This is a genomic window from Streptomyces sp. NPDC002788, assembly GCF_053592115.1.
Genome location: NZ_JBSFVB010000002.1, coordinates 424,534 through 445,375 on the forward strand (window position 1 = coordinate 424,534; position 20,842 = coordinate 445,375).

Genomic DNA, 20,842 nt, shown 5'->3' on the forward strand with positions numbered 1-20,842 from the left:
ATCGCACACGAATGGCGTACCTGCCACAGGTCGGACCAATGACGTCGGTGTTAGCGAGTTGACGGCTTGTCAGGGCGGGCGCGGCACCGGGTACCGCCGGAGAGGGAGATCATCCTCGACCGCAGACTCACCGTCGGTGTGCCGCTGCCCACCGAGAGGGGGGCTACGGTTCCGCTTCGGCTCTCGGTGAACCGGGTTGCCGGGGTCCGGCGGCGCGTCTGGGATGGGATCTGGGCGGCCGACGAGGATCGGGGGCGACAGTGTGAGTGACCTGTGGAGCGAGACGGACGCCGGCGTCCTGCGCCTGCCCTCCGGCCGGCTGATCCGCGGCCGGGGCCTTCGTCACCCCCTCGACCCGACCGCTCCCGACCCCTCCTACGGCCTGTACCTGCTGGGCAAACAGCCGCCCGAGGTCCCCTGGGAGTCCGGCTGGATCCGCTGGCCCGACTTCCGCCTCCCCGTGGACCGGGTGGCAGCCCGCGCCGTCCTGGCCGATGTGTGGGAACGGGCCGCCGGGGAGCGCCTGGAGATCGCCTGCGGCGGCGGACGCGGCCGCACCGGCACGGCCCTGGCCTGCCTCGCGGTCCTGGACGGCGTCCCCGGCGAGGAGGCGGTGGCGTACGTCCGCCGGCACTACGACCGGCACGCGGTGGAGACGCCCTGGCAGCGGCGGTACGTCCGCCGGTTCGGCGAGGGCTGAGCCTCTCCTTCGGCGCGGCGGGCCATACCTTGGTCGCGCTGCCTGAGCTTCAGGGGCACCTCTGAGCGGGGTGGCGACCTCCCGCTCGTTCTGCACGAGCAGGAACCTTCCCACGCCGGGGGCTCTTGGCCATCGGGCTCGGGGTGGAGGGGGAATGGGGCTGGTCCGGCAGTCGTGTGAAGGGCCCCTTATGCGGGGCTCTGCGCGTCCGGGTTCCCGCTCGGCCGGCGCAGCATGAAGATGTCGACCGGGTCCTGGCTTTCGATCGTGAAGCCGTGGCGTTCATAGAGGCGGCGGGCCTGGCTGCCCTGGAGGACGTTCAGGCGGACGAGGTCGCCGGTGGTGTCCGTCCTGGTCAGGAGGGTGCGGAGGACTGCCGAGCCCAGGCCTTTGCCCTGGACCTCCGGGCTGAGGTAGAAGTGCTCCAGCCAGTAGGAGTCCTTCGAAGGGCGCAGAGCCACGCTGCCGGCGAACGTGCAGTCGGCCGTGATGATCGACGTGTGCTGTGGGGAGTAACCGTCCCGCAGGCGCTGCCTGACCCGGTGTGCGTCGTAACGGCCCAGCCGCTCCAGGTCCGGGCGCATCACCACCGCCCGCAGCTCCACTATCGCCTCGAGATCGGACTGCTCCGCCGGGCGCATGTCCCAGACCGGACCGATGTCTCCCCGGCCGCCCGACCGTGCCGTCTGCATCTCCGTGCTCGCGTCCACGGCTTGATCATCCCGCACAGCACGACACCGGCTCAGAAGCGGGCGGCCCCGACCGTACGTATGAACGCCCTCCAGGCCTCCGACCCGACCAGGACCACGGGGCTGTCCGAAGCCAGCTTGCTGTCCCGGACGGGGGCCGACCCGGGTACTCCGACGGCGACTTCGACGCAGTCGCGCGCCAGGTCGGCCATGTGGTCGAGGGCCTGAGCCGTGACTTCCGGCCCCCTACCGGGACGCGGAGTACGGTCTCGTGCACGACCACCCAATACACCGGCCTTGCAGCGCAGTCGAGGATCTGCGTGCGCTGGGCCCGAGCGGCGGTTCTCTCCTCGATGAACTCGTCCGTCGCGAATGGATGCGTCGCCAGAGTGAGGGCTCTTGTTAACACCGGTGTTTGGAGGAGCCCCGGCACGACGGTTGGTTCGAACTCACAGATAGCCGCAGCCTCCCTCTCCAGTTCGACAACCGCCACGAAATACTCCGCATACCGCTGACCGGCAATCAGCTTCCTGCACAACCGCTCGAAAATACCGTCGGTTTGCAGCACCCCGTCGATGCGTTGGGCCACATCGAGTTGAGGCTTGCGAATGGCCTGTTCGAACTGGCCGATGCAGCCGCCGGAGACGAACACCCGGGAGCCCAGCTCCACCTGGGTGAGGCCCTCATCCTCCCTCCGCCGTTTGAGCTCCGTGCCGAAGAACTCCCACGCTGCCTGCCGCGAACCGTTGGCCATTGCCGAACCCCTTTGCACTGCCCCGCAGTTGTAGGGGCACAGACCCTTCCCGAGTGTAGGCGCGGAGCGTCACCGTGGGGATGCGAAGAGTGAAACTGGAAAAGGAAGGGGAGCACGGTGGAGGCACGACACTCGGCGCTCTGCGTCGAAGAAGCGGAGGATGCGGTGAAAGAATTGCGGGCAGAACTCGCCGAGGCCGGAATTATCCTGCCTTCCCTGGGAGTCGACCCGGTGAGTCTTGCGCGGGAAGCACTCTGTCCGCTCGTGGAATCGGGCCGGTGTTCCGTTCGGACCGCCCGGCGGCTCGCGGCGGTGCCGCGATGAAGCCCCCGGTCGGCGCGTACGTCGTGGACACCCGCAGCGGTCGGATCGGCATCGTCATGGGGCATGAGGGGCCCTATGTCCAGCTGAGGCCGTACGGTGGCGGCAGGGAGTGGGACGCCGACCCGGGTGCCGTCCGGCACGCCACCCCGGCCGAGCGGCTGCGCGCGGCGACCGCGTACGCCAACGCACGCAGTCGGGGGGAGGTCCCTTGACCCACCTCACGGCCCGGGGGCCCCGCGTGTAGGTGAGAATGGCTGCATGAGTCTGTTCCGCGACGACGGCATCGTGCTGCGCACCCAGAAGCTGGGTGAGGCGGATCGGATCATCACACTGCTCACGCGCGGTCACGGACGGGTACGGGCCGTGGCCCGGGGCGTGCGCCGGACGAAGTCGAAGTTCGGTGCGCGCCTCGAACCGTTCTCCCACGTCGACGTGCAGTTCTTCGCCAAGGGGAGCGAGCTCGTCGGGCGCGGGCTGCCGCTGTGTACGCAGAGTGAGACCATCGCCCCGTACGGGGGCGGAATCGTGAGTGACTACGCCCGGTACACCGCCGGGACCGCCATGCTGGAGACCGCCGAGCGGTTCACCGACCATGAGGGAGAGCCGGCCGTGCAGCAGTATCTGCTGCTCGTCGGCGGGCTGCGGACCCTCGCCCGGGGGGAGCACGCGCCGCATCTCGTCCTCGACGCGTTCCTGCTGCGCTCCCTCGCCGTCAACGGCTACGCCCCGACCTTCAGCGACTGCGCGAAGTGCGGTATGCCGGGGCCGAACCGGTTCTTCTCGGTGGCGTCGGGCGGTTCCGTCTGCGTGGACTGCCGGGTGCCCGGCAGCGTCGTACCCTCGCCCCAGGCCCTGGAACTCCTCGGCGCGCTGCTTACGGGAGACTGGGAGACCGCGGACGCGTGCGAGGCGCGGTACGTCCGGGAGGGCAGCGGGCTGGTGTCCGCCTATCTGCACTGGCACATGGAGCGCGGGCTGCGCTCGCTGCGCTACGTCGAGAAGTAAGAGAAGCAAGCAAGCCGAGGAGACGAGACACACATGGCCGTACGCGGGATCCTGGGGCGCCAGCGCCGGGAGTACAGGACGCCGGAGCCGCACCCGTCCGGCGCGCGGCCGCCGAAGCTCGGAGAGCTCGTACCACAGCATGTGGCGATCGTCATGGACGGCAACGGCCGCTGGGCCAAGGACCGCGGCCTGCCGCGCACCGAGGGGCACAAGGTCGGTGCCGAGCGCGTGCTGGACGTGCTCCAGGGCGCCATCGAGATGGGCGTGGGGGCCATCTCCCTGTACGCCTTCTCCACCGAGAACTGGAAGCGGTCGCCGGACGAGGTGCGCTTCCTGATGAACTTCAACCGGGACTTCATCCGCAAGACCCGCGACCAGCTCGACGAGTTGGGCATCCGGGTGCGCTGGGTGGGCCGCATGCCCAAGCTGTGGCGCTCCGTCGCCAAGGAGCTGCAGGTCGCCCAGGAGCAGACCAAGGACAATGACCGGCTGACCCTGTACTTCTGCATGAACTACGGGGGGCGGGCCGAGATCGCCGACGCGGCCAAGGCGCTCGCGGAGGACGTGAAGAGCGGCAGGCTCGATCCGTCGAAGGTCAACGAGAAGACCTTCGCCAAGTACATGTACTACCCGGACATGCCGGACGTGGACCTGTTCCTGCGCCCGAGCGGCGAGCAGCGCACCTCCAACTACCTGCTCTGGCAGAGCGCGTACGCCGAGATGGTCTTCCAGGACGTGCTCTGGCCGGACTTCGACCGGCGTGACCTGTGGCGGGCGTGCCTGGAGTTCGCCTCGCGGGACCGGCGGTTCGGCGGGGCCATCCCGAACGAGGAGCTGCTGGCCATGGAAGGCAGGCAGGAGTAGTTCTCAACGGTCACGCCTTGTGTTCGTCCCGCAAGGGCACCGGGTCCCTTCACCGGGCGATGCCCCGCCATGAAGGCGACGGTGAGATGGGGGTGGTCGCGGCGGTGGCGGGGTGCCCTGTACGAGACCGCCGACCAGCGCGGCGGACGCCGCCGTCATGGTCAGCGGTCTCAGGCGTCTTCTGGTTCTCACCGCTTTCGCACGCTCTTGATGCGTACTAATTCGATGAGCCGCATTTGATGAGCTGCATTTCCGCTCCGTAGTTGCTGTTGCAGAAGACCCAGGAGGCCCAGTCGGCTTCGTCGTAGACAGAAGCGGCGTTGTTCTTCTCGTACTGGAACTGGCCGCTTCCGCTCGTGCTGGATTCGTACTGCGGGCAACCCTGGAGCACGTCGTGCAGCTGCCGCTGCTCAGGATCGAGGCCGAGGGAGCCGTGCCGGGGACGGCGGCGACAGTGCAGATTGCAGCGCCAAAGGTGAGCCTGAGACGCACGGGGAGTCCATTCCGGGATATTGCGGGATGTGCCAGGCTGGAGATCTTCATGCCTTTCGCGCGTGGGCGTCAATCAGACGGTTTCTTCTTTTAAAACTCTTTCCACTCCTCGCATGCCCTTCCCGATGAGTGACGCCACCATCAGAGGGGATGACGATGAAGCGGTACGTGTTGCGGGCGGCGGCAGTGGCGGGTCTGGTCGCAGCTTTCTGCGCGGGGTGCAGTGATTCCGAAGAGGAGGGGCCTTCGGCCAGACCGTCGGGCAGTTCTGCTCCACCCTCGAAGGAGCCGACCGCCCCGACGAAGGCCCAGATCGCCGAGAAGGTGAAGAACGCCGTGGAAGCGAGCATCTCGACAGCCGAGGGGAAGTTCGGGTCGGGCGTGAAATCCCCTTGTACCCCCGCGTCACCCCAGGTTTTCACGGCCAGGTGCCAGGCTGCGGCCGACGCCACGTCCGACGCCGCCCGGCTGGCTCTGCGTGAGATCGACGAGCGTACGGGCTTCGCCACACTGGACGCGGGCGCGCGGAAGATACAGGTGGCCGTACGCAAGTACGAGTCCCTGGGATGCCCGGCCGGGCCCGCCGCAGCGGATGTGCGCCGGGCCTGCCTCGCCCCAGCAGCCGTGATAGCGCAGGGCCTTCAGGACCTACGCGACGGGGCCAACCTGGGTCTCGCGGGCAAGTAGGAGGACGTGCGCATCCTGGTGTTCCTTGCTCCCGTCAGCGGGGCGGGCAGGACGGCGCAGGGCTGCAGGACGGCGGTCTTCAGCGGCGGCCCAGGGCCGTGCCGATGACGACGGCGCCCTCCGGGGGAGTCGCGCTCGTCGCGCCGGCCATGGGGGCCGGGAGCGGCTGGGGCTTGGCGGAGTACGAGGGCGTTCTGGTATGCGCGAGCGAGCGCTGACGATCCGGGCCGTGGCGCCGCCGCCGAAACCCCTAGTCCCCGGCCGCCGCGCAGTCCGCGCAGGTGCCGAAGATCTCCACCGTGTGGGCCACGTTGACGTAGCCGTGCTCGGCGGCGATGGCCTCGGCCCATTTCTCCACGGCCGGGCCCTCCACCTCGACGGCCTTGCCGCAGGTGCGGCACACGAGGTGGTGGTGATGGTCGTCGGTGGAGCAACGGCGGTAGACGGACTCGCCCTCGGCGGTGCGCAGGACGTCGACCTCACCGGCGTCGGCGAGGGACTGGAGGGTGCGGTAGACCGTGGTGAGCCCGACCGAGTCGCCCTTGTGCTTGAGCATGTCGTGCAGTTCCTGCGCGCTGCGGAACTCGTCGACCTCCTGCAGGGCCGCCGCCACGGCGGCACGCTGCTTGGTGGCGCGGCCCTTCACGGACGGTCCAGCGGTCGTCACCGTTGCCTCCTCACGTCTGCCTTGCCGGGCCATTGTGCCAGCCCGGGGTGGGGGCGGTCAGACGCCGACCTCGTCGGCCGCCTCCCGGCTGCCCGGGATCGCGCACTCGGCGGGGTCGGCCGCGGTGTTCGCGGCGGCCTGAGCTCGGGCGCGGCGGCGGGCCAGCGGGGCCGCCAGCGCCGTCAGCACGATGAACGCGCCGATCGTCAGCAGCACGATCGTCGCCCCGGGCGGCACGTCCTGGTAGTACGAGGTGACGGTGCCGCCGATCGTCACGCTCACGCCGATGGCGACGGCGATCGCGAAGGTGGCGGCGAAGCTGCGGCCGATCTGCTGGGCGGCCGCGACGGGCACCACCATCAGCGCGCTGACCAGCAGCAGGCCGACCACGCGCATCGCCACCGTCACCGTGACGGCCGCGGTGATCGCCGTCAGCAGGTTCAGGGCGCGCACCGGCAGGCCCGTCACCCGGGCGAACTCCTCGTCCTGGCTGACCGCGAACAACTGCCGGCGCAGGCCGAGGGTGACGAGGACGACGAAGGCGGCCAGGACGCAGATCGCCGTGACGTCCGACTCGGACACCGTCGACAGGGAGCCGAACAGGTACGACGTCAGGTTGGCGTTGGAGCCCGTCGGGGCGAGGTTGATGAACATCACACCGCCGGCCATGCCGCCGTAGAACAGCATCGCGAGGGCGACGTCGCCGCGGGTCCTGCCGTACCAGCGGATCAGTTCCATGAGGACCGCGCCGATGATCGAGACGAGGGTCGCCATCCACACCGGGGACCAGGTCAGCAGGAAGCCGAGGCCGACGCCGGTCATAGCCACGTGGCCGATGCCGTCGCCCATCAGGGCCTGGCGGCGCTGGACCAGGTAGATCCCCACCGCGGGGGCCGTGATGCCGACCAGGACGGCGGCGATCAGCGCCCGCTGCATGAAGGCGTAGTCGAGGAGGTCCATCAGCTCAGCAGTCCCGTGCGGATCGGTTCGGCGCCCGCGGGTGCGTGCGGGTGTACGTGGTCGTGGCCGGGGAGGGCGTGCTGCCCGACCGCCTTCGGGGGCGGTCCGTCGTGCACGACGCAGCCGTCGCGCAGTACGACCGCCCGGTCGATGAGGGGCTCCAGGGGGCCCAGTTCGTGCAGCACGAGCAGCACGGTCGTGCCCTGGGAGACCTGCTCGCGCAGCGTGTGCGCGAGGACCTCCTGGCTGGCCAGGTCGACGCCGGCCATCGGCTCGTCCATGATCAGCAGCTCGGGTTCGGAGGCGAGGGCGCGGGCGATCAGGACGCGCTGGTGCTGGCCGCCGGAGAGGGCGTCGACCGAGTCCTTGGCCCGGTCGGCCATGCCGACGAGGTCCAGGGCGCGCCGCACGGCCTCGCGGTCGGACTTGCGCAGCACGCCGAAGCGGGCCCGGGACAGCCGGCCGGAGGAGACCACCTCGGTCACCGTGGCGGGCACGCCGCCGGCGGCCGTGGTGCGCTGCGGGACGTAACCCACGCGGTGCCAGTCGCGGAACCGCCTGCGGTCCGTGCCGAACAGCTCGATCTCGCCGGCGCCGGGCTGCACCTGGCCGATGACGCTGCGCACGGCCGTCGACTTGCCCGAGCCGTTCGCGCCGAGCAGTGCGACGACCTCGCCGCGGCGCACGGTGAGGTCGATGCCGCGCAGCACGGGGCGCGAGCCCAGGTCCGCGCGGACGCCGCGCAGGGATATGACGGGCTCGGTCATGCCGTCCTCCGATGGGTCGATCACTTGGCTCCCAGGGCCGTCCGCAGGGCCTTGAGGTTGGCTTCCATGACCTGGAAGTAGTCGTCACCGCGGGACTTGTCGGTGATGCCCTCCAGCGGGTCGAGGACGTCCGTCTTGAGCTTCGCGTCCTTGGCGAGGGTCTTCGCGGTCTTGTCGGAGACAAGTGTCTCGTAGAAGACGGTGGTGACGCCGTCGGCCTTGGCCTCCTGCTGGAGCTCCCTGACCCGGGCGGCGCTGGGCTCGCTCTCGGGGTCGAGGCCGGAGATGGCCTCCTGGGTGAGGCCGTAGCGCTCGGCGAGGTAGCCGAAGGCGGCGTGGTTGGTGAAGAAGACCTTGGTCTTGGTGTCCTTCAGGCCCTTCTCGAACTCGCCGTTGAGGTCGTTCAGCTTCTTGACCAGGGCCGCGGTGTTCTTCTTGTAGTCGGCCGCGTGGTCCGGGTCGGCCTTCTCGAAGGCCTTGCCCACGCCCTCGGCGACCTCGGCGTACTTCACCGGGTCCAGCCAGACGTGCGGGTCGCGGGCGTGCTCCTCCTCCTCGGCGTGGCCCTCCTCCTCGGCGTGCCCCTTCTCCTCGGCGTGGCCCTCCTCGCCCTCATGGCTGTGCTCGGTGTTGCCGTGGTCCTCGAGGGTGGTCAGGCCGGCCGCGTCGATCTTCGTCTTGATGCCGGTCTGCGAGACCGCCTCGTCGACGGCGGGCTGGAGGCCCTTGAGGAAGAGCGCCGCGTCGGCCTCTTCGAGCTGTGCCCGCTGCTTGGTGCTGATCTCCAGGTCGTGCGGCTCCTGGCCGGGCTCGGTCAGGCTGGTGACGTTCGCGTGGTCGCCGCCGATCTGCTCGGCGAGGAAGGCCATCGGGTAGAACGACGCGACGACGTCGAACTTGTCCGTGTTGTCCGTCGCCGCGCTGTCGCTGGAGCAGGCGGAGAGGGCGCCGAGGCCCAGGGCGGTGGCCGCGGTGACCGCGGTGGCGGATATGAGGCGTCGTCGTACGTTCATGACACTCATTTTCAACAAATATGGAAACCGTTGTCAACAAACGTTTCCGACCGGGGTCTCCTGGAAGCGCCTGGTGGCCGCCGAAGGGGGAGCGATTTGATTGAGGGGGCGCCCCCGCCGGTAACCTGAAGCATTCGCTGGAAGCAACTCGCTTCGTCGCCCGTCGTCGTAATGAAGAGAGCACCGTGGCCGCCGACAAGATCGACACCATCGTCAGCCTGAGCAAGCGCCGTGGCTTCGTATTCCCCTGTAGTGAGATCTACGGTGGCCAGCGCGCCGCCTGGGACTACGGCCCGCTGGGTGTCGAGCTCAAGGAGAACCTCAAGCGCCAGTGGTGGCGCTACATGGTGACGTCGCGCGAGGACGTGGTCGGTATCGACTCGTCCGTGATCCTGGCCCCCGAGGTCTGGGTGGCCTCCGGTCACGTCGCCACCTTCACGGACCCGCTGACCGAGTGCACCTCCTGCCACAAGCGGTTCCGCGCGGACCACCTGGAGGAGGCCTACGAGGCCAAGCACAACCGCCTGCCGGAGAACGGCCTGGCCGACGTCAACTGCCCCAACTGCGGCAACAAGGGCCAGTTCACCGAGCCCAAGCAGTTCTCGGGCCTGCTGTCCACCCATCTCGGCCCGACCCAGGACTCCGGCTCCGTCGCCTACCTGCGGCCCGAGACCGCGCAGGGCATCTTCACCAACTTCTCCCAGGTGCAGACCACCTCGCGCCGCAAGCCGCCGTTCGGCATCGCCCAGATGGGCAAGTCCTTCCGCAACGAGATCACGCCCGGCAACTTCATCTTCCGCACCCGCGAGTTCGAGCAGATGGAGATGGAGTTCTTCGTCAAGCCGGGCGAGGACGAGAAGTGGCAGGAGTACTGGATGGAGCAGCGCTGGAACTGGTACACCGGTCTCGGCCTGCGCGAAGAGAACATGCGGTGGTACGAGCACCCGAAGGAGAAGCTCTCCCACTACTCCAAGCGCACCGCCGACATCGAGTACCGCTTCCAGTTCGGCGGCAGCGAGTGGGGTGAGCTCGAGGGTGTCGCCAACCGCACCGACTACGACCTGGGCGCCCACTCCAAGGCCTCCGGCCAGGACCTGACGTACTTCGACCAGGAGGCCGGCGAGCGCTGGACTCCGTACGTCATCGAGCCCGCGGCCGGTGTCGGCCGCGCGATGCTGGCCTTCCTCCTGGACGCCTACATCGAGGACGAGGCGCCCAACGCCAAGGGCAAGATGGAGAAGCGCACGGTGCTGCGCCTCGACCCGCGGCTGTCGCCGGTGAAGGTCGCGGTGCTCCCGCTGTCCCGCAACCCCGAGCTGTCCCCGAAGGCCAAGGGCCTCGCCCAGGCGCTGCGCCAGAACTGGAACATCGAGTTCGACGACGCCGGCGCGATCGGCCGCCGCTACCGCCGCCAGGACGAGATCGGTACGCCGTTCTGCGTGACCGTCGACTTCGACACGCTCGAGGACAACGCGGTCACCGTCCGCGAGCGCGACACGATGAAGCAGGAGCGCGTCTCCCTCGACCAGATCGAGGGCTACCTGGCGGCCCGCCTGGTCGGCTGCTGATCGCTTCTCGTCGTACGACGGTGCCGGGTTCCTCCGCGGAGGGGCCCGGCACCGTCGCGTTTCGGGGGACCCGGTGCGCGGCTCGGCCCTTCAGTGCGGCGGTCGACTGGTCCTGGGACCCCGGGCGCGGTGGCGCCAGGGTGAGGGCATGGGCACGCCGGACCGCCCGGCTGACCCGGATCATCGAGGCCGGCGTGAAGACCGGTGACTTCGCCGCCACCGGTCCCGAGCGCGGGAGTACACCACAACGGGCCGATGAGAACCGGGAGATGAGCGACACCGCCTCCTGTTATGGTGCGCCGATGTCATCGGTCAGGCAGGTCCAGATCACCTTCGACTGCGCGGAACCCGAGCGCGTCGCTCGCTTCTGGTGCGAGGTGCTGGGGTACGTCGTACCGCCGCCACCGGAGGGGTTCGCCACGTGGGGCGATTTCCACCGCTCTCTGCCGCCGGAGCGGCAGGGCGCAGAGTTCGTCTGCGGTGATCCCGCGGGCGTGGGCCCGCGGCTGTACTTCCAGCGCGTCCCCGAGGCCAAGGTCGTCAAGAACCGGCTGCATCTCTGCGTGCGGGTCGGCACCGGGCTCGTGGGCGAAGAGCGCCTGGCCACGCTCGAAGCCGAGTGCGCACGACTGGTCGCGCTCGGCGCGACACGCGTGCGGGTGCTGCTCGCCGACGAGTACGACGAGTCGTGCATCGTGATGCAGGACGTCGAGGGCAACGAGTTCTGTCTCGACTGAGCGTCCTCCCAGACGGCGAAGCGGGAGCCGTCTTCCTTCGGGACCTGCCACGGCAGTCGCGAAGGACCCTGCGAGACGAAGGACCCTGCGGGATGTCCGAGTCGCGGCGCCTGGCACGCACCGGCGGACATCCGCCGGGGTCGGTGCCCGGCTCAGTTGCTCGTCCCGACGGTCTGCCGTACCTCCGCCGACTCCAGGCGCTCCGCCGTCCGGTCGGCCGTGCGGCGAGCCCACCGCCCACTGGTCAGGGCCCCCAGTACCAACACCGCGAACCCGCACACCGCCAGAATCCACCACCCGGGCCGCGCTGCGGACACGAACATCTCGTGGTACGAGGACGAGCCGACGCCCGACGCGAGTACCGCGCCCACCACGGCCACCCCGAGTGTCTGCCCGAGCTGCCGGCTCGTGGAGGCGACCGCCGCCGCGACGCCCGCCTGGGCGCGCGGCATGCCGGAGACCGCCGTGTTGGTGATGGGCGCGTTGACGAAGCCGAAGCCGATGCCGAAGAGGAGGTAGCCCGCGAAGAGCGTGGCGTTCGAGGTCTCCGCCTCGAACGCGGCGAAGAGCACGCCGCTCGCCGTCATCGCGACGCCCGCGATCAGCAGGGACAGCCGGGGTCCCCGCGTGCCCACCAGACGGCCGGACAGCGGGGCGCACAGGAACGTCGGGACCGCCATCGGCAGCATCCACAGGCCCGCTTCCAGGGCGGTCAGCCCGCGTACGTTCTGCAGGTACAGCGTGGAGAGGAAGAGGAAGCCGCCGAGAGCGGCGAACGCGCTGATCGCGATCACCGTCGCCCCGCTGAACGGCGCCGAGCGGAAGAAGCGCAGGTCGATCAGGGGTTCCGCGCGGCGTGGTTCGTACCACAGCAGGCCGGCCAGCGCGGCCAGGGCGACAACGGCCAGTGGGGCTGTGGAGGCGAACGGCGTGCTCGGCGCCTCGATGATCGCGTACGTGAGCGAGCCGAACAGCGCGATCACCAGGAGCTGCCCGACCGGGTCCGGGCGGCGAGCCCTCGGCGCGCGGGACTCGGGGACGAAGCGCAGGGTGAGCAGGAGGGCGGCCAGGCCCACCGGCAGGTTGATCCAGAAGATCGAGCGCCAGCCGACCGACTCGACGAGCAGGCCCCCGACCAGCGGGCCGGCGGCCATCGAGATGCCGACGACCGCGCCCCAGGCGCCGATCGCGCGGGCGCGTTCGCGCGGGTCGGTGAAGGTGTTGGTGATGATCGACATGGCGACCGGGTTCAGCATCGAGCCGCCCACGGCCTGCACCATCCGGAAGGCCACGAGCGCCTGAAGGTTCGGCGCGAGGGAGCACAGGAGCGAGCCGAGGGTGAAGACGACCAGGCCCGCCATGAAGACCCGCTTGCGGCCGATCCGGTCGGCGGTGGAGCCCGCGAGCATCAGCAGCGAGGCCAGGACCAGCGTGTACGCGTCGATCGTCCACTGCAGACCCGACGTACTCGCGTGCAGGTCCTGCTGCATGGACGGCAGCGCCACGTTCAGGACCGTGTTGTCGAGGCTCACGATCAGCAGGCTCATGCAGCAGATCGCGAGCACCAGCATGCGGCGGCGGGGACTGAGCTCGGGCATGGGCGCCATCGTACGCCCATTTCGATAGTGTGACTAACTAATGAATTTTGCCATCTCATTGCACGGCACAATGGAGGAATGTCCACGCCCCTCCAGATCGGCCCGCACACCGTCCAGCCGCCCGTCGTCCTGGCCCCCATGGCCGGGATCACCAACGCGCCCTTCCGCACCCTGTGCCGGCACTTCGCCGGTGGCGGATCGAAGGACGGAGCCATCGGCGGCAAGGGCCTGTTCGTCAGCGAGATGATCACCACCCGGGCACTGGTCGAGCGCAACGAGAAGACCATGCAGCTCATTCACTTCGACGCGAGTGAGCGCCCCCGGTCGATCCAGCTGTACGGCGTGGACCCGGTGACCGTCGGCAAGGCCGTCCGCATGATCGCGGAGGAGGACCTCGCCGACCACATCGACCTGAACTTCGGCTGCCCGGTGCCGAAGGTGACGAGGAAGGGCGGCGGCTCGGCGCTGCCGTACAAGCGGAACCTGCTGCGGGCGATCCTGCGCGAGGCCGTCAGCGGCGCCGGCGATCTGCCCGTGACGATGAAGATGCGCAAGGGCATCGACGACGACCACATCACCTACCTCGACGCCGGCCGGATCGCCGTCGAGGAGGGCGTCACCGCCATCGCCCTGCACGGCCGCACCGCCGCCCAGCACTACGGCGGCACCGCCGACTGGGACGCCATCGCCCGGCTGAAGGAGCACGTGCCGGAGATCCCGGTGCTCGGCAACGGCGACATCTGGTCGGCCGAGGACGCCCTGCGGATGGTGCGCGAGACCGGCTGCGACGGGGTGGTGGTCGGGCGCGGGTGCCTGGGTCGGCCCTGGCTGTTCTCCGATCTCGGGGCGGCTTTCGAGGGACGCCCCCAGGACATCGCACGGCCCGCCCTGCGGGAAGTCGCCGACGTCATGGTCCGGCACGCCACCCTGCTCGGGGAGTGGATCGGGGACGAGTCCCGCGGCGTGATCGACTTCCGCAAGCACGTCGCCTGGTACCTGAAGGGCTTCGCGGTCGGCTCCGAGATGCGCAAGCGGCTCGCGATCACCTCGTCGCTCCAGGAGCTGCGCTCGGGCCTGGACGAGCTGGACCTCGACCAGCCCTGGCCCGCCGGCGCCGACGGACCCCGGGGCCGTACGTCCGGCAACAACCGCGTGGTGCTGCCGGACGGCTGGCTGAAGGACCCGTACGACTGCGCCGGGGTCGGCGTGGACGCCGAGCTCGACACCTCGGGCGGCTGATCAGCCTCCGGAGGGGTGCGGGGTGGAGCCGTACGCCTTCAGGAAGCGGTCGCGGAAGGAGTCCATCTTCCAGACGGGCGCGTCGCGGTCGGGCCTGAGGCCCTGCGTCCAGTTCCAGTCGCTGATCCTGTCCAGGACCTTCGGGTCCTTCGCGACGAGTGACACCGGCACGTCGCGGGAGGCGCGCGTGCCGCTGACCCGGGCCATGGGCTGGTGGTCGCCGAGGAAGACCAGGACGGTGTCGTCGGTGCCGTAGCGCTCCAGCCACTGGGTGAGGCTGGTGACCGAGTACTGGATGGACTTGCCGTACTCCTGCCGGGACCTGGTGGTGTCGGTGATGACGTCCGACGCCTTGTTGCCGGCCTTCTCGATGGCGTCGAAGACCGAGCCGTCGCCGAGTTCGTCCCAGCCGACCATCTTCGGCAGGGGCGCCCAGGGCTGGTGGCTGGAGGTCAGGATGACGAACGACATCAGCGGCTTGTCGCGCTCCTTTCCGTGCACCCGGCGCTGGAACGCCTCCAGCGCGTACTGGTCGGGCATCGTCGACCAGCTGAACTTCGGGCCCCGGTAGCCCAGGTCGAAGGCGTCGTAGAGCTTGTCGAGGCCATACCACTTCTCCTCCGGCCAGCCCTTCTGCACGCCCGGCATCACACCGACCGTGTCCCACGCGCCGGTCTTCTGGAACGCCCTGGTGAGGGTGAGGTGGTCGCCGGCGGTGACGGTGCGGTAGCGGCGCTGGTTGTCGATCCACAGGCCGGACATGGTCGTGGAGTGGCCGAGCCAGCTGCTGCCGCCGAAGGTCGCCGAGGTCAGCCAGCCGCTGCGGGCGTGGAAGCCGGCCTTCGCCAGGGCCTCGGTGCTCGTGTCGAGGGTCCGGTCGACGCCGGAGGCCATGATCGGGTCCTCGAGGGCGCTGCGGCCGTAGCTCTCGATGAACGTGAAGATCACGTCCTTGCCGCGCAGGTCCGGCAGGAGCTGACCGGGCGGGGTGTTGCCGAAGGTGTCCGCCTTCGACTGCCTCACGAACGCCGCCTCGTCCCGCAGTGACTCCACCGTCCGCTGGGCGTGCACCCGCAGCACCCCGGCCCCGCGCTCGGAGGCGATCGGACCGCCGAACAGCGTCAGGCCCAGGGCGGAGCAGGTGACCCAGACGGTGCCGGCGAGCAGGGCGCCCTTGGTCGCCCGGACCCGGTGGCGGGCCAGCACGCCGGCGAGCCGGATCGTCGCCGCGACCATGACGGCCGCCACGAGCAGGACGAGCACGACCGCGCCGACGGCCGCGGCGGTCGCGACGCCCCCGCCCAGCGTGTCCTCGACGTACGCCTGCGCGTCGGGCAGCAGGTCCCAGTCGAGCGCCGCGTTGAAGCCACGGCCCAGGTACTCGTTGAACCCCATGTCGAGCAGGTTCAGCGCGGTCAGCGCGGTGAGTCCGAGCCCGTACAGCACCGCCGCCACCAGCCGGGGCCGGCGCGGCAGCACCAGCATGACGACGGCCCCGACGACCGCCTCCGCCGGGATCCGCGCGAAGCGGTCCGGCTCGACGGCGGGGAGGGTGTTGGGCAGGAGCGGAGCACCGAGGACCAGGACGGCGGCGAGGGCGGTGGTGGTCAGGTGGAGGACGCGAGCGGTCCGGGGGTGGCGGGTGCGCCAGGCGCGGAGACGGGTGAGGCGGGACCGGGGGGCGGGAGTCTCCCCCTCCGCCGTGACGGCGGCCTCGCCCTCGTCACGCTCCGCCCCGGACCCGGCCCCCGGGATGCCCGGTTGCGGCGACTGGCGGAAGCGTGTGAAGACAGGCACCCGAGGGTCCTTCCCGTGCGAAACCCGGTGAGGTGGCGGACCCGCGTGGGGGGACGGGTCCGCCTCCGTTCCGTACGGGGCGCCCACCGAGTGCGTTCAGACCGGCGGGCCGGCGCTCGGCAAACACCCGGCAAACGGCCGGCCAACCGGGCTCAGGCGCCGCCGACCGCCGTGAGCAGCGCCAGCGGGGCCGACGCCGAGCGGGATTCCCGCACGCACGCGTGCGGGTACGGCACCGGCTCCGGGTGGGTGTCGCGGCCGTAGCCCGCGAGGACCTCCGGCAGCCGGTGGCCGGTGGCGCTCGCCGCGTCGACCAGGCCCCGGGCGACCGCGCGGGCCTCGTCGTGCAGCCCGTAGCGGGCCAGGCCCAGGGCGATCAGCGCGTTGTCGTGCGGCCACACCGAGCCGCGGTGGTAGGAGAGCGGGTGGTACGCCGCCTGCCCGGCCGCCAGGGTGCGCACGCCCCAGCCGGAGAAGAAGTCCGGCTCCAGCAGCCGCCGGCCGACCTGTTCGCCGTACTCCTTGTCCAGCAGGCCGGACCACAGCAGGTGCCCGGCGTCGGAGGCGAGAGCGTCGACGCGGTTGCCGCGGCCGTCGAGGGCGAGCGCCGGGAAGGAGTGCTCCGGCATCCAGAAGTCCCGCTGGAAACGGTCGCGCAGATCACCGGCCGCCTGCTCCAGCAGCTCCGCGTAGGTCGCGTCCTGCCACACGGTGCGCGCGAGACCCGCGGTGCGGCGCAGCGCGTCGTAGGCGTAGCCCTGGGCGCCCGCGGCCGCCACCGGCCCGTGCGGGCGGGTGCCTTCGGCGGAGCAGACGGCGCCGGGGGAGTCCTTCCAGTTCTGGTTGGCAAGGCCGCCCCGGTCGGCGCGGTAGACGAGGTAGCCGCAGCTGGTCAGGCCGCCGTGGTCGAGCATCCAGCCGACGGCCGCGCGGGCGTGGGGTTCGAGGCGGCGGGCCAGGGCCGGGTCGCCGGTGCGGTCGGTGTACACGCCCAGCAGGACGAGGAACAGCGGGGTCGCGTCGACCGAGCCGTAGTAGCGGCCGTACGGGACCTGGCCGAAGTGGGCCAGTTCGCCGTGCCGGACCTCGTGCACGATCTTCCCTGGCTGGGCGACCCCGTCGGCGCCGGTCTGCGTGGCCTGGGTCGCGGCGAGCGCGGGCAGGGTGGCGGCGGCCAGCCGGGGCCGGTAGGGCAGGGTGAACAGGGACGTCAGCAGGGCGTCCCGGCCCAGCAGGGTCAGGAACCAGGGGGCGCCGGCGGCCGGGACGCGCAGTTCCTCGCCGTCCGGTCCGGTCGCCGGGACCTGGAGCGCGGCGAGGTCGGCGAGGCCCCGGGCGCAGGCGGCGGCCAGCTCCGGCCAGCCGCTCGGGAAGCACACGCCCTCCATGAACTGGCCCTCACGGGTCGCGCGTTGCTCCTGGAGGGCGGCGGGGGAGCGGGGGACGCGCAGGGCACGCCTGTCACCGTGCGGGCGGGCCATCACCCGCAGGACCAGCTCGGCGGTGCCGTGCGGGGCGAGATCCAGGGTCCACACCAGGCGGCGGGCACCGGTGCCGGTCTCCTCCACGGCGTCCGGCTGCGGATCGGCCGTCACCGTCGTGACGGAACGCCACCCGCCGCGCCGGTAGCCGAACTCCACACCGTGGCCGAGGACCTGACGGGAGCGCACCGCGCCGGCCTTGGTGTAGGTGCGGTGGTCGGAGCGCAGTTCGAACTGGTCGCTGAAGTCGGCGTCGGCGGTCACCGCGAGGCGGACCGTCGTCGGCACGGGGCGGTTGCTGGTGACGCGCAGCGACTCCACGAACGAGGCGTCACCGACGGCCTGTTCGCGGAAGAGCGTGCAGGCGGGCGGCTCGTCGCGGCCGCCGCGCGGGACGAGCACGCAGCGCGCGGTGTCCCCGTCGGCCACCGGCGTCAGCGTCTCGGGCACGGCGCCGTCGAGGGTGAGCTGCCACCGGCTCAGATGCCGCGCGTCTCGTACGAACAAGCCGTCCGGGGCGCCGCCGCCCCGGTGTCCGCTGATGTCGCCCCGGTCGCCCACGGCGGCGAACGTCCCGCCGTGCACCATCAGATGATGCCGGTCCGTCATCCCCGGTCTCCTCCCTTGATCGACGTGACGCCGTTCCCGCCCCCTGCGGGCCGGTCGTGCAGCAGGTCGAGCGTGAGCGCGGCGGTCCAGCCGAAGCCGGTGGTGCCGCAGGCCCGGGCCGTGTACGGGTCGACGTACTCCGCGAAATCCGAGGCGCCGGCGGTGTGCAGGATGCCCGTGCGCAGGGCGTCGGCCCGGCCGCGCTCGCCGTGCAGCCGCAGCCCGCGCTCCAGCAGCCAGTTGGTGTTGAACCAGGCCGGGCCGCGCCAGTAGCGGTGCGGGTCGAAGGCCGCGCCGAGCAGGTCGTAGCTCGGGACCAGGCGGGTCGTGCCGCCGAGGCCGAAGTGCGGGCCGCACATCGTGCGGACCAGGGTCGCCGCCAGGTCGCGCGGCAGGGCCGGCAGCAGCAGGGGCACGAGCCCGGAGACACCGCGCTCCTGGATCAGTTCACCGGCGCGCACGTCCCGGCACAGGAACGACCCCGCCGCCGGATCCCACAGGCGCTCCACCAGGGCCGCCGTCAGTCGCTCGGCGCGGGCCTGCCGGGCCGCACCGGACGCGCCCAGCTCGTGGGCGATGCGGGCCAGCGCGTACTCGGAGGCGATGAGCAGGGCGTTGAACGCCGGGTCCTCCACGGCGAATTCGGCCGCCGGTCGCCTGCCACGCGCCGGACCCTCGTCCGGCTCGTCGGCGTATCCGCGGTCCCGGTAGTCCGCCGCCAGCCGCACATAGCGCCCGTAGTCCAGGTCCGTCGGCCGGTCCGCGGGGGCACCGTGGGCGAGGTCGGCGCGGCGGAAGGAGCCGACCGGGGCCGGAGTGATCCGGGACAACGGACGGTCCCAGCAGGGGCTGTTGTCCATACCCTGTTCCCAGGGGTGCACCACGGACACCAGACCGCCCCCGCCCAGGTCGCGCCGGTGCAGGAGGTAGTGGTGCCACGCGGCCAGTCGCGGATACGCCCGGGCGAGGAAGCCGCGCGCCCGGGACAGGCCCGGGTCGGCGAGGTGCACCAGCCAGGCGGCCGTCGCGTGGACCGGTGGCTGCACGATCCCGGAGGTCTGTACGGTGCGCGGGGCGCCGGCCGCGCGCCCGGCGGTCGCCGAGCGCCAGAAGTCGGGGCTCGGGAAGTACGCGTCGAGGGGGACGGAGGGGTTGAAGACGATGTGCGGGATCCGCCCGTCCCCCCACTGCGCCGCCAGCAGCGTCTCCAGCTCCGTCTGGGCCCGTAACGGCGACAGGTGCCTGAGGCCGATCGCGATGAACGCCGAGTCCCACGACCACTGGTGCGGATACAGGCTGCGCGAGGGCACGGTCGAGTCGCCCGTCCAGCCGGCCTCCAGCACGGCGGCGGCCCTGGCGTGCAGGGGAGGGGCGGCGCTGGACGGATCGTATGCGACGGTGTGCTCGGTCGGACTCGGTGCGCGTGGGGCGGTGCGATCCACTCGGGGCTCTCCGGAAGAGGTCCGGCCGGCCGGCTCGGCAACGGCTACCGTGGGGTTACGTCTATTTAACACGCAAAACCCACTATGTAAGGCAAGGTTGAGAAACACAAGGGGTGTGCATGAGCGGACGGCCCGGGAGGACCGGAAGAGGCGCGGGCCAGGCCGGCGCCGGGGACCTTCTCGAACTGGTGCGCAGTCGACGCGCCACGACCCGGGGTGCCCTGCAGCAGGCGACCGGACTGTCCCGGGCGACCGTCGGGCAGCGGCTGGACCGGCTCTTCCGCGCGGGCTGGCTGCGCGAGGGTGCCGGGGGGCCGGTGGACTCCCCGCTGGGCGGGCGGCCCTCCATCACCCTGGAGTTCGACGACGGGCACGCGGTGGTCCTGGCCGCCGACCTCGACACCCGGCACGCGCGGGCGGCCGTGCTGTCGCTGAGCGGCGAGATCCTCGCCGAGCACTCCGGCGTCCTCGTCGTCGAGGACGGGCCGGACGCCGTGCTCGGCGAAATCGGCCGCTGGTTCGCAGAGCTGCTGGAGAAGGCCGGACACGGGGCGGAGGCCGTGTGCGGGGTCGGGCTGGCGGTGCCCGGCCCGGTCGACACCGACACCGGCCGCGTCGTCCAGCCTCCGATCATGCCCGGCTGGGACGGCTACGACATAAGGGACCGGCTGGCCCGGGCGCTCACCGAGCACACCGGCGCCGCCGGGATGCCGGTGCTGGTGGACAACGACGCCAATCTCATGGCGTACGGCGAACAGCGCACCCACTACCCCGACTGCTCCGCCTTCGTCCTCGTCAAGGTCTCCACCGGCATCGGCGCCGGGGTCGTCGTCGACGGCTCGTTGTTCCGGGGCGTCGACGGCGGCGCCGGGGACATCGGACACATCCGGGTGCCGGAGGGTGCCCAGGCGCTGTGCCGGTGCGGCTCCTACGGCTGCCTCGCCGCCGTGGCGAGCGGCGGCGCGGTCGCGCGGCGGCTGGCGGAGGCCGGGGTGCCGGCCTCCTCCGGCTCGGACATCCGGGATCTGCTGGCCTCCGGGCACCCGGAGGCGGTCGGGCTCGCCCGCGAGGCCGGGCGCCGGGTCGGGGACGTCCTCGCGACCGTCGTGACCCTGCTGAATCCCGGCGTGCTGATGATCGCCGGAGATCTGGCCGGAACTCCCTTCCTCACCGGCGTGCGCGAACTGCTCTACCAGCGGGCGCTGCCCCGCTCCACCGCCCACCTCGACGTGGTCACCGCCCGGCTGGGTGAGAGGGCCGGGCTGGTGGGAGCCGGTGCGATGGTCGTGGAGCACCTGTACGCGCCGGACCGGGTCGAGGAACGGCTGCGCGCGCTCGGGGTGTGACGGTCCGGTTTCGCGCCCGCGACGCGTCCGCATGGTGAAATCCGGTCGGCTGTGGCAGCGTGATTCTCGCCACCCTTGATAACGGTGGCGCTCAGATGAGCGG

At 71.1% G+C, this 20,842-nt stretch carries 19 protein-coding genes and 1 pseudogene; 9 read left to right on the forward strand and 11 right to left on the reverse strand.

The window, feature by feature from the left end; all coding sequences use genetic code 11:
- The first annotated feature begins 223 nt into the window (after positions 1 to 223).
- Complete coding sequence (locus ACWD1U_RS05160) at positions 224 to 700, forward strand: protein-tyrosine phosphatase family protein (protein WP_451104547.1); 477 nt, start codon at positions 224 to 226, stop codon at positions 698 to 700.
- Between the two features lie 188 nt (positions 701 to 888).
- Here the strand turns inward: ACWD1U_RS05160 and ACWD1U_RS05165 are convergent, their stop codons facing one another.
- Together ACWD1U_RS05165 and ACWD1U_RS05170 are read right to left on the reverse strand one after the other, a co-directional pair.
- Entirely contained in the window at positions 889 to 1,341 is a 453-nt protein-coding gene (locus tag ACWD1U_RS05165; protein WP_451105019.1) for a GNAT family N-acetyltransferase, read from the reverse strand.
- A 239-nt stretch (positions 1,342 to 1,580) separates the two neighbouring features.
- Positions 1,581 to 2,143 (reverse strand): annotated as a pseudogene (locus ACWD1U_RS05170) (Scr1 family TA system antitoxin-like transcriptional regulator); the annotation flags it as partial.
- A gap of 117 nt (positions 2,144 to 2,260) precedes the next feature.
- Here ACWD1U_RS05170 and ACWD1U_RS05175 point away from each other — a divergent pair.
- From ACWD1U_RS05175 to ACWD1U_RS05190, 4 genes are read left to right on the forward strand one after another with little or no spacing between them, the layout of a single operon-like run.
- Positions 2,261 to 2,467 carry a hypothetical protein gene (locus ACWD1U_RS05175; RefSeq protein WP_451104549.1) on the forward strand — a complete coding sequence of 69 codons (207 nt, stop codon included), beginning with the start codon at positions 2,261 to 2,263 and terminating at the stop codon, positions 2,465 to 2,467.
- On the forward strand, positions 2,464 to 2,679 hold the full coding sequence (locus tag ACWD1U_RS05180) for a hypothetical protein (RefSeq protein WP_030836519.1): 216 nt from the start codon (positions 2,464 to 2,466) through the stop codon (positions 2,677 to 2,679). Before ACWD1U_RS05175 ends, ACWD1U_RS05180 begins: the two co-directional genes overlap by 4 nt.
- Positions 2,680 to 2,725: 46 nt before the next feature.
- A complete protein-coding gene (gene recO, locus ACWD1U_RS05185) occupies positions 2,726 to 3,472 on the forward strand; it encodes a DNA repair protein RecO (RefSeq protein ID WP_451104551.1) in 747 nt (248 codons plus the stop codon).
- A gap of 33 nt (positions 3,473 to 3,505) precedes the next feature.
- A complete protein-coding gene (locus ACWD1U_RS05190) occupies positions 3,506 to 4,336 on the forward strand; it encodes an isoprenyl transferase (RefSeq protein ID WP_451104553.1) in 831 nt (276 codons plus the stop codon).
- 539 nt (positions 4,337 to 4,875) lie between these two features.
- Here the strand turns inward: ACWD1U_RS05190 and ACWD1U_RS05195 are convergent.
- The 5 genes from ACWD1U_RS05195 to ACWD1U_RS05215 all read right to left on the reverse strand — a co-directional run bounded on the left by ACWD1U_RS05195 (position 4,876) and on the right by ACWD1U_RS05215 (position 8,922).
- Positions 4,876 to 5,379: a hypothetical protein gene (locus tag ACWD1U_RS05195; RefSeq protein WP_451104555.1), complete on the reverse strand. Its 504-nt coding sequence runs from the start codon at positions 5,377 to 5,379 to the stop codon at positions 4,876 to 4,878.
- A gap of 386 nt (positions 5,380 to 5,765) precedes the next feature.
- A complete protein-coding gene (locus tag ACWD1U_RS05200; RefSeq protein ID WP_451104557.1) occupies positions 5,766 to 6,182 on the reverse strand; it encodes a Fur family transcriptional regulator in 417 nt (138 codons plus the stop codon).
- A 57-nt stretch (positions 6,183 to 6,239) separates the two neighbouring features.
- Positions 6,240 to 7,142 (reverse strand): metal ABC transporter permease, encoded by a 903-nt coding sequence (locus ACWD1U_RS05205; RefSeq protein WP_451104559.1) that lies wholly within the window; start codon positions 7,140 to 7,142, stop codon positions 6,240 to 6,242.
- Positions 7,142 to 7,909, reverse strand: coding sequence for a metal ABC transporter ATP-binding protein (locus ACWD1U_RS05210; protein WP_451104561.1), 768 nt, complete (start codon positions 7,907 to 7,909; stop codon positions 7,142 to 7,144). Before ACWD1U_RS05210 ends, ACWD1U_RS05205 begins: the two co-directional genes overlap by 1 nt.
- Before the next feature lie 20 nt (positions 7,910 to 7,929).
- Positions 7,930 to 8,922, reverse strand: coding sequence for a metal ABC transporter substrate-binding protein (locus ACWD1U_RS05215; protein ID WP_451104562.1), 993 nt, complete (start codon positions 8,920 to 8,922; stop codon positions 7,930 to 7,932).
- A 185-nt stretch (positions 8,923 to 9,107) separates the two neighbouring features.
- On the opposite strand from ACWD1U_RS05215, the gene ACWD1U_RS05220 reads away from it, so the two are divergent.
- Both ACWD1U_RS05220 and ACWD1U_RS05225 read left to right on the forward strand, forming a co-directional pair.
- Complete coding sequence (locus ACWD1U_RS05220; protein ID WP_451104564.1) at positions 9,108 to 10,490, forward strand: glycine--tRNA ligase; 1,383 nt, start codon at positions 9,108 to 9,110, stop codon at positions 10,488 to 10,490.
- A 302-nt stretch (positions 10,491 to 10,792) separates the two neighbouring features.
- Positions 10,793 to 11,227, forward strand: a complete 435-nt coding sequence (locus ACWD1U_RS05225) for a VOC family protein (protein WP_451104566.1) — start codon at positions 10,793 to 10,795, stop codon at positions 11,225 to 11,227.
- Between the two features lie 152 nt (positions 11,228 to 11,379).
- On the opposite strand, the gene ACWD1U_RS05230 is transcribed toward ACWD1U_RS05225, so the two are convergent.
- Positions 11,380 to 12,825: an MFS transporter gene (locus ACWD1U_RS05230; protein WP_451104568.1), complete on the reverse strand. Its 1,446-nt coding sequence runs from the start codon at positions 12,823 to 12,825 to the stop codon at positions 11,380 to 11,382.
- Positions 12,826 to 12,903: 78 nt separating this feature from the next.
- On the opposite strand from ACWD1U_RS05230, the gene dusB reads away from it, so the two are divergent.
- Complete coding sequence (gene dusB, locus ACWD1U_RS05235; protein WP_451104570.1) at positions 12,904 to 14,064, forward strand: tRNA dihydrouridine synthase DusB; 1,161 nt, start codon at positions 12,904 to 12,906, stop codon at positions 14,062 to 14,064.
- On the opposite strand, the gene ACWD1U_RS05240 is transcribed toward dusB, so the two are convergent.
- The 3 genes from ACWD1U_RS05240 to ACWD1U_RS05250 form a co-directional block, all read right to left on the reverse strand.
- A complete protein-coding gene (locus ACWD1U_RS05240) occupies positions 14,065 to 15,861 on the reverse strand; it encodes a CDP-alcohol phosphatidyltransferase (protein WP_451104572.1) in 1,797 nt (598 codons plus the stop codon).
- Positions 15,862 to 16,013: 152 nt separating this feature from the next.
- The gene (locus ACWD1U_RS05245) at positions 16,014 to 17,951 is read right to left on the reverse strand and encodes an amylo-alpha-1,6-glucosidase (RefSeq protein WP_451104574.1); all 1,938 of its coding nucleotides are present in this window, start codon (positions 17,949 to 17,951) and stop codon (positions 16,014 to 16,016) included.
- Positions 17,948 to 19,393 (reverse strand): MGH1-like glycoside hydrolase domain-containing protein, encoded by a 1,446-nt coding sequence (locus tag ACWD1U_RS05250; RefSeq protein ID WP_451104576.1) that lies wholly within the window; start codon positions 19,391 to 19,393, stop codon positions 17,948 to 17,950. Before ACWD1U_RS05250 ends, ACWD1U_RS05245 begins: the two co-directional genes overlap by 4 nt.
- Before the next feature lie 119 nt (positions 19,394 to 19,512).
- On the opposite strand from ACWD1U_RS05250, the gene ACWD1U_RS05255 reads away from it, so the two are divergent.
- Positions 19,513 to 20,739 carry an ROK family protein gene (locus ACWD1U_RS05255; RefSeq protein ID WP_451104578.1) on the forward strand — a complete coding sequence of 409 codons (1,227 nt, stop codon included), beginning with the start codon at positions 19,513 to 19,515 and terminating at the stop codon, positions 20,737 to 20,739.
- The last annotated feature ends 103 nt before the right edge of the window (positions 20,740 to 20,842 follow it).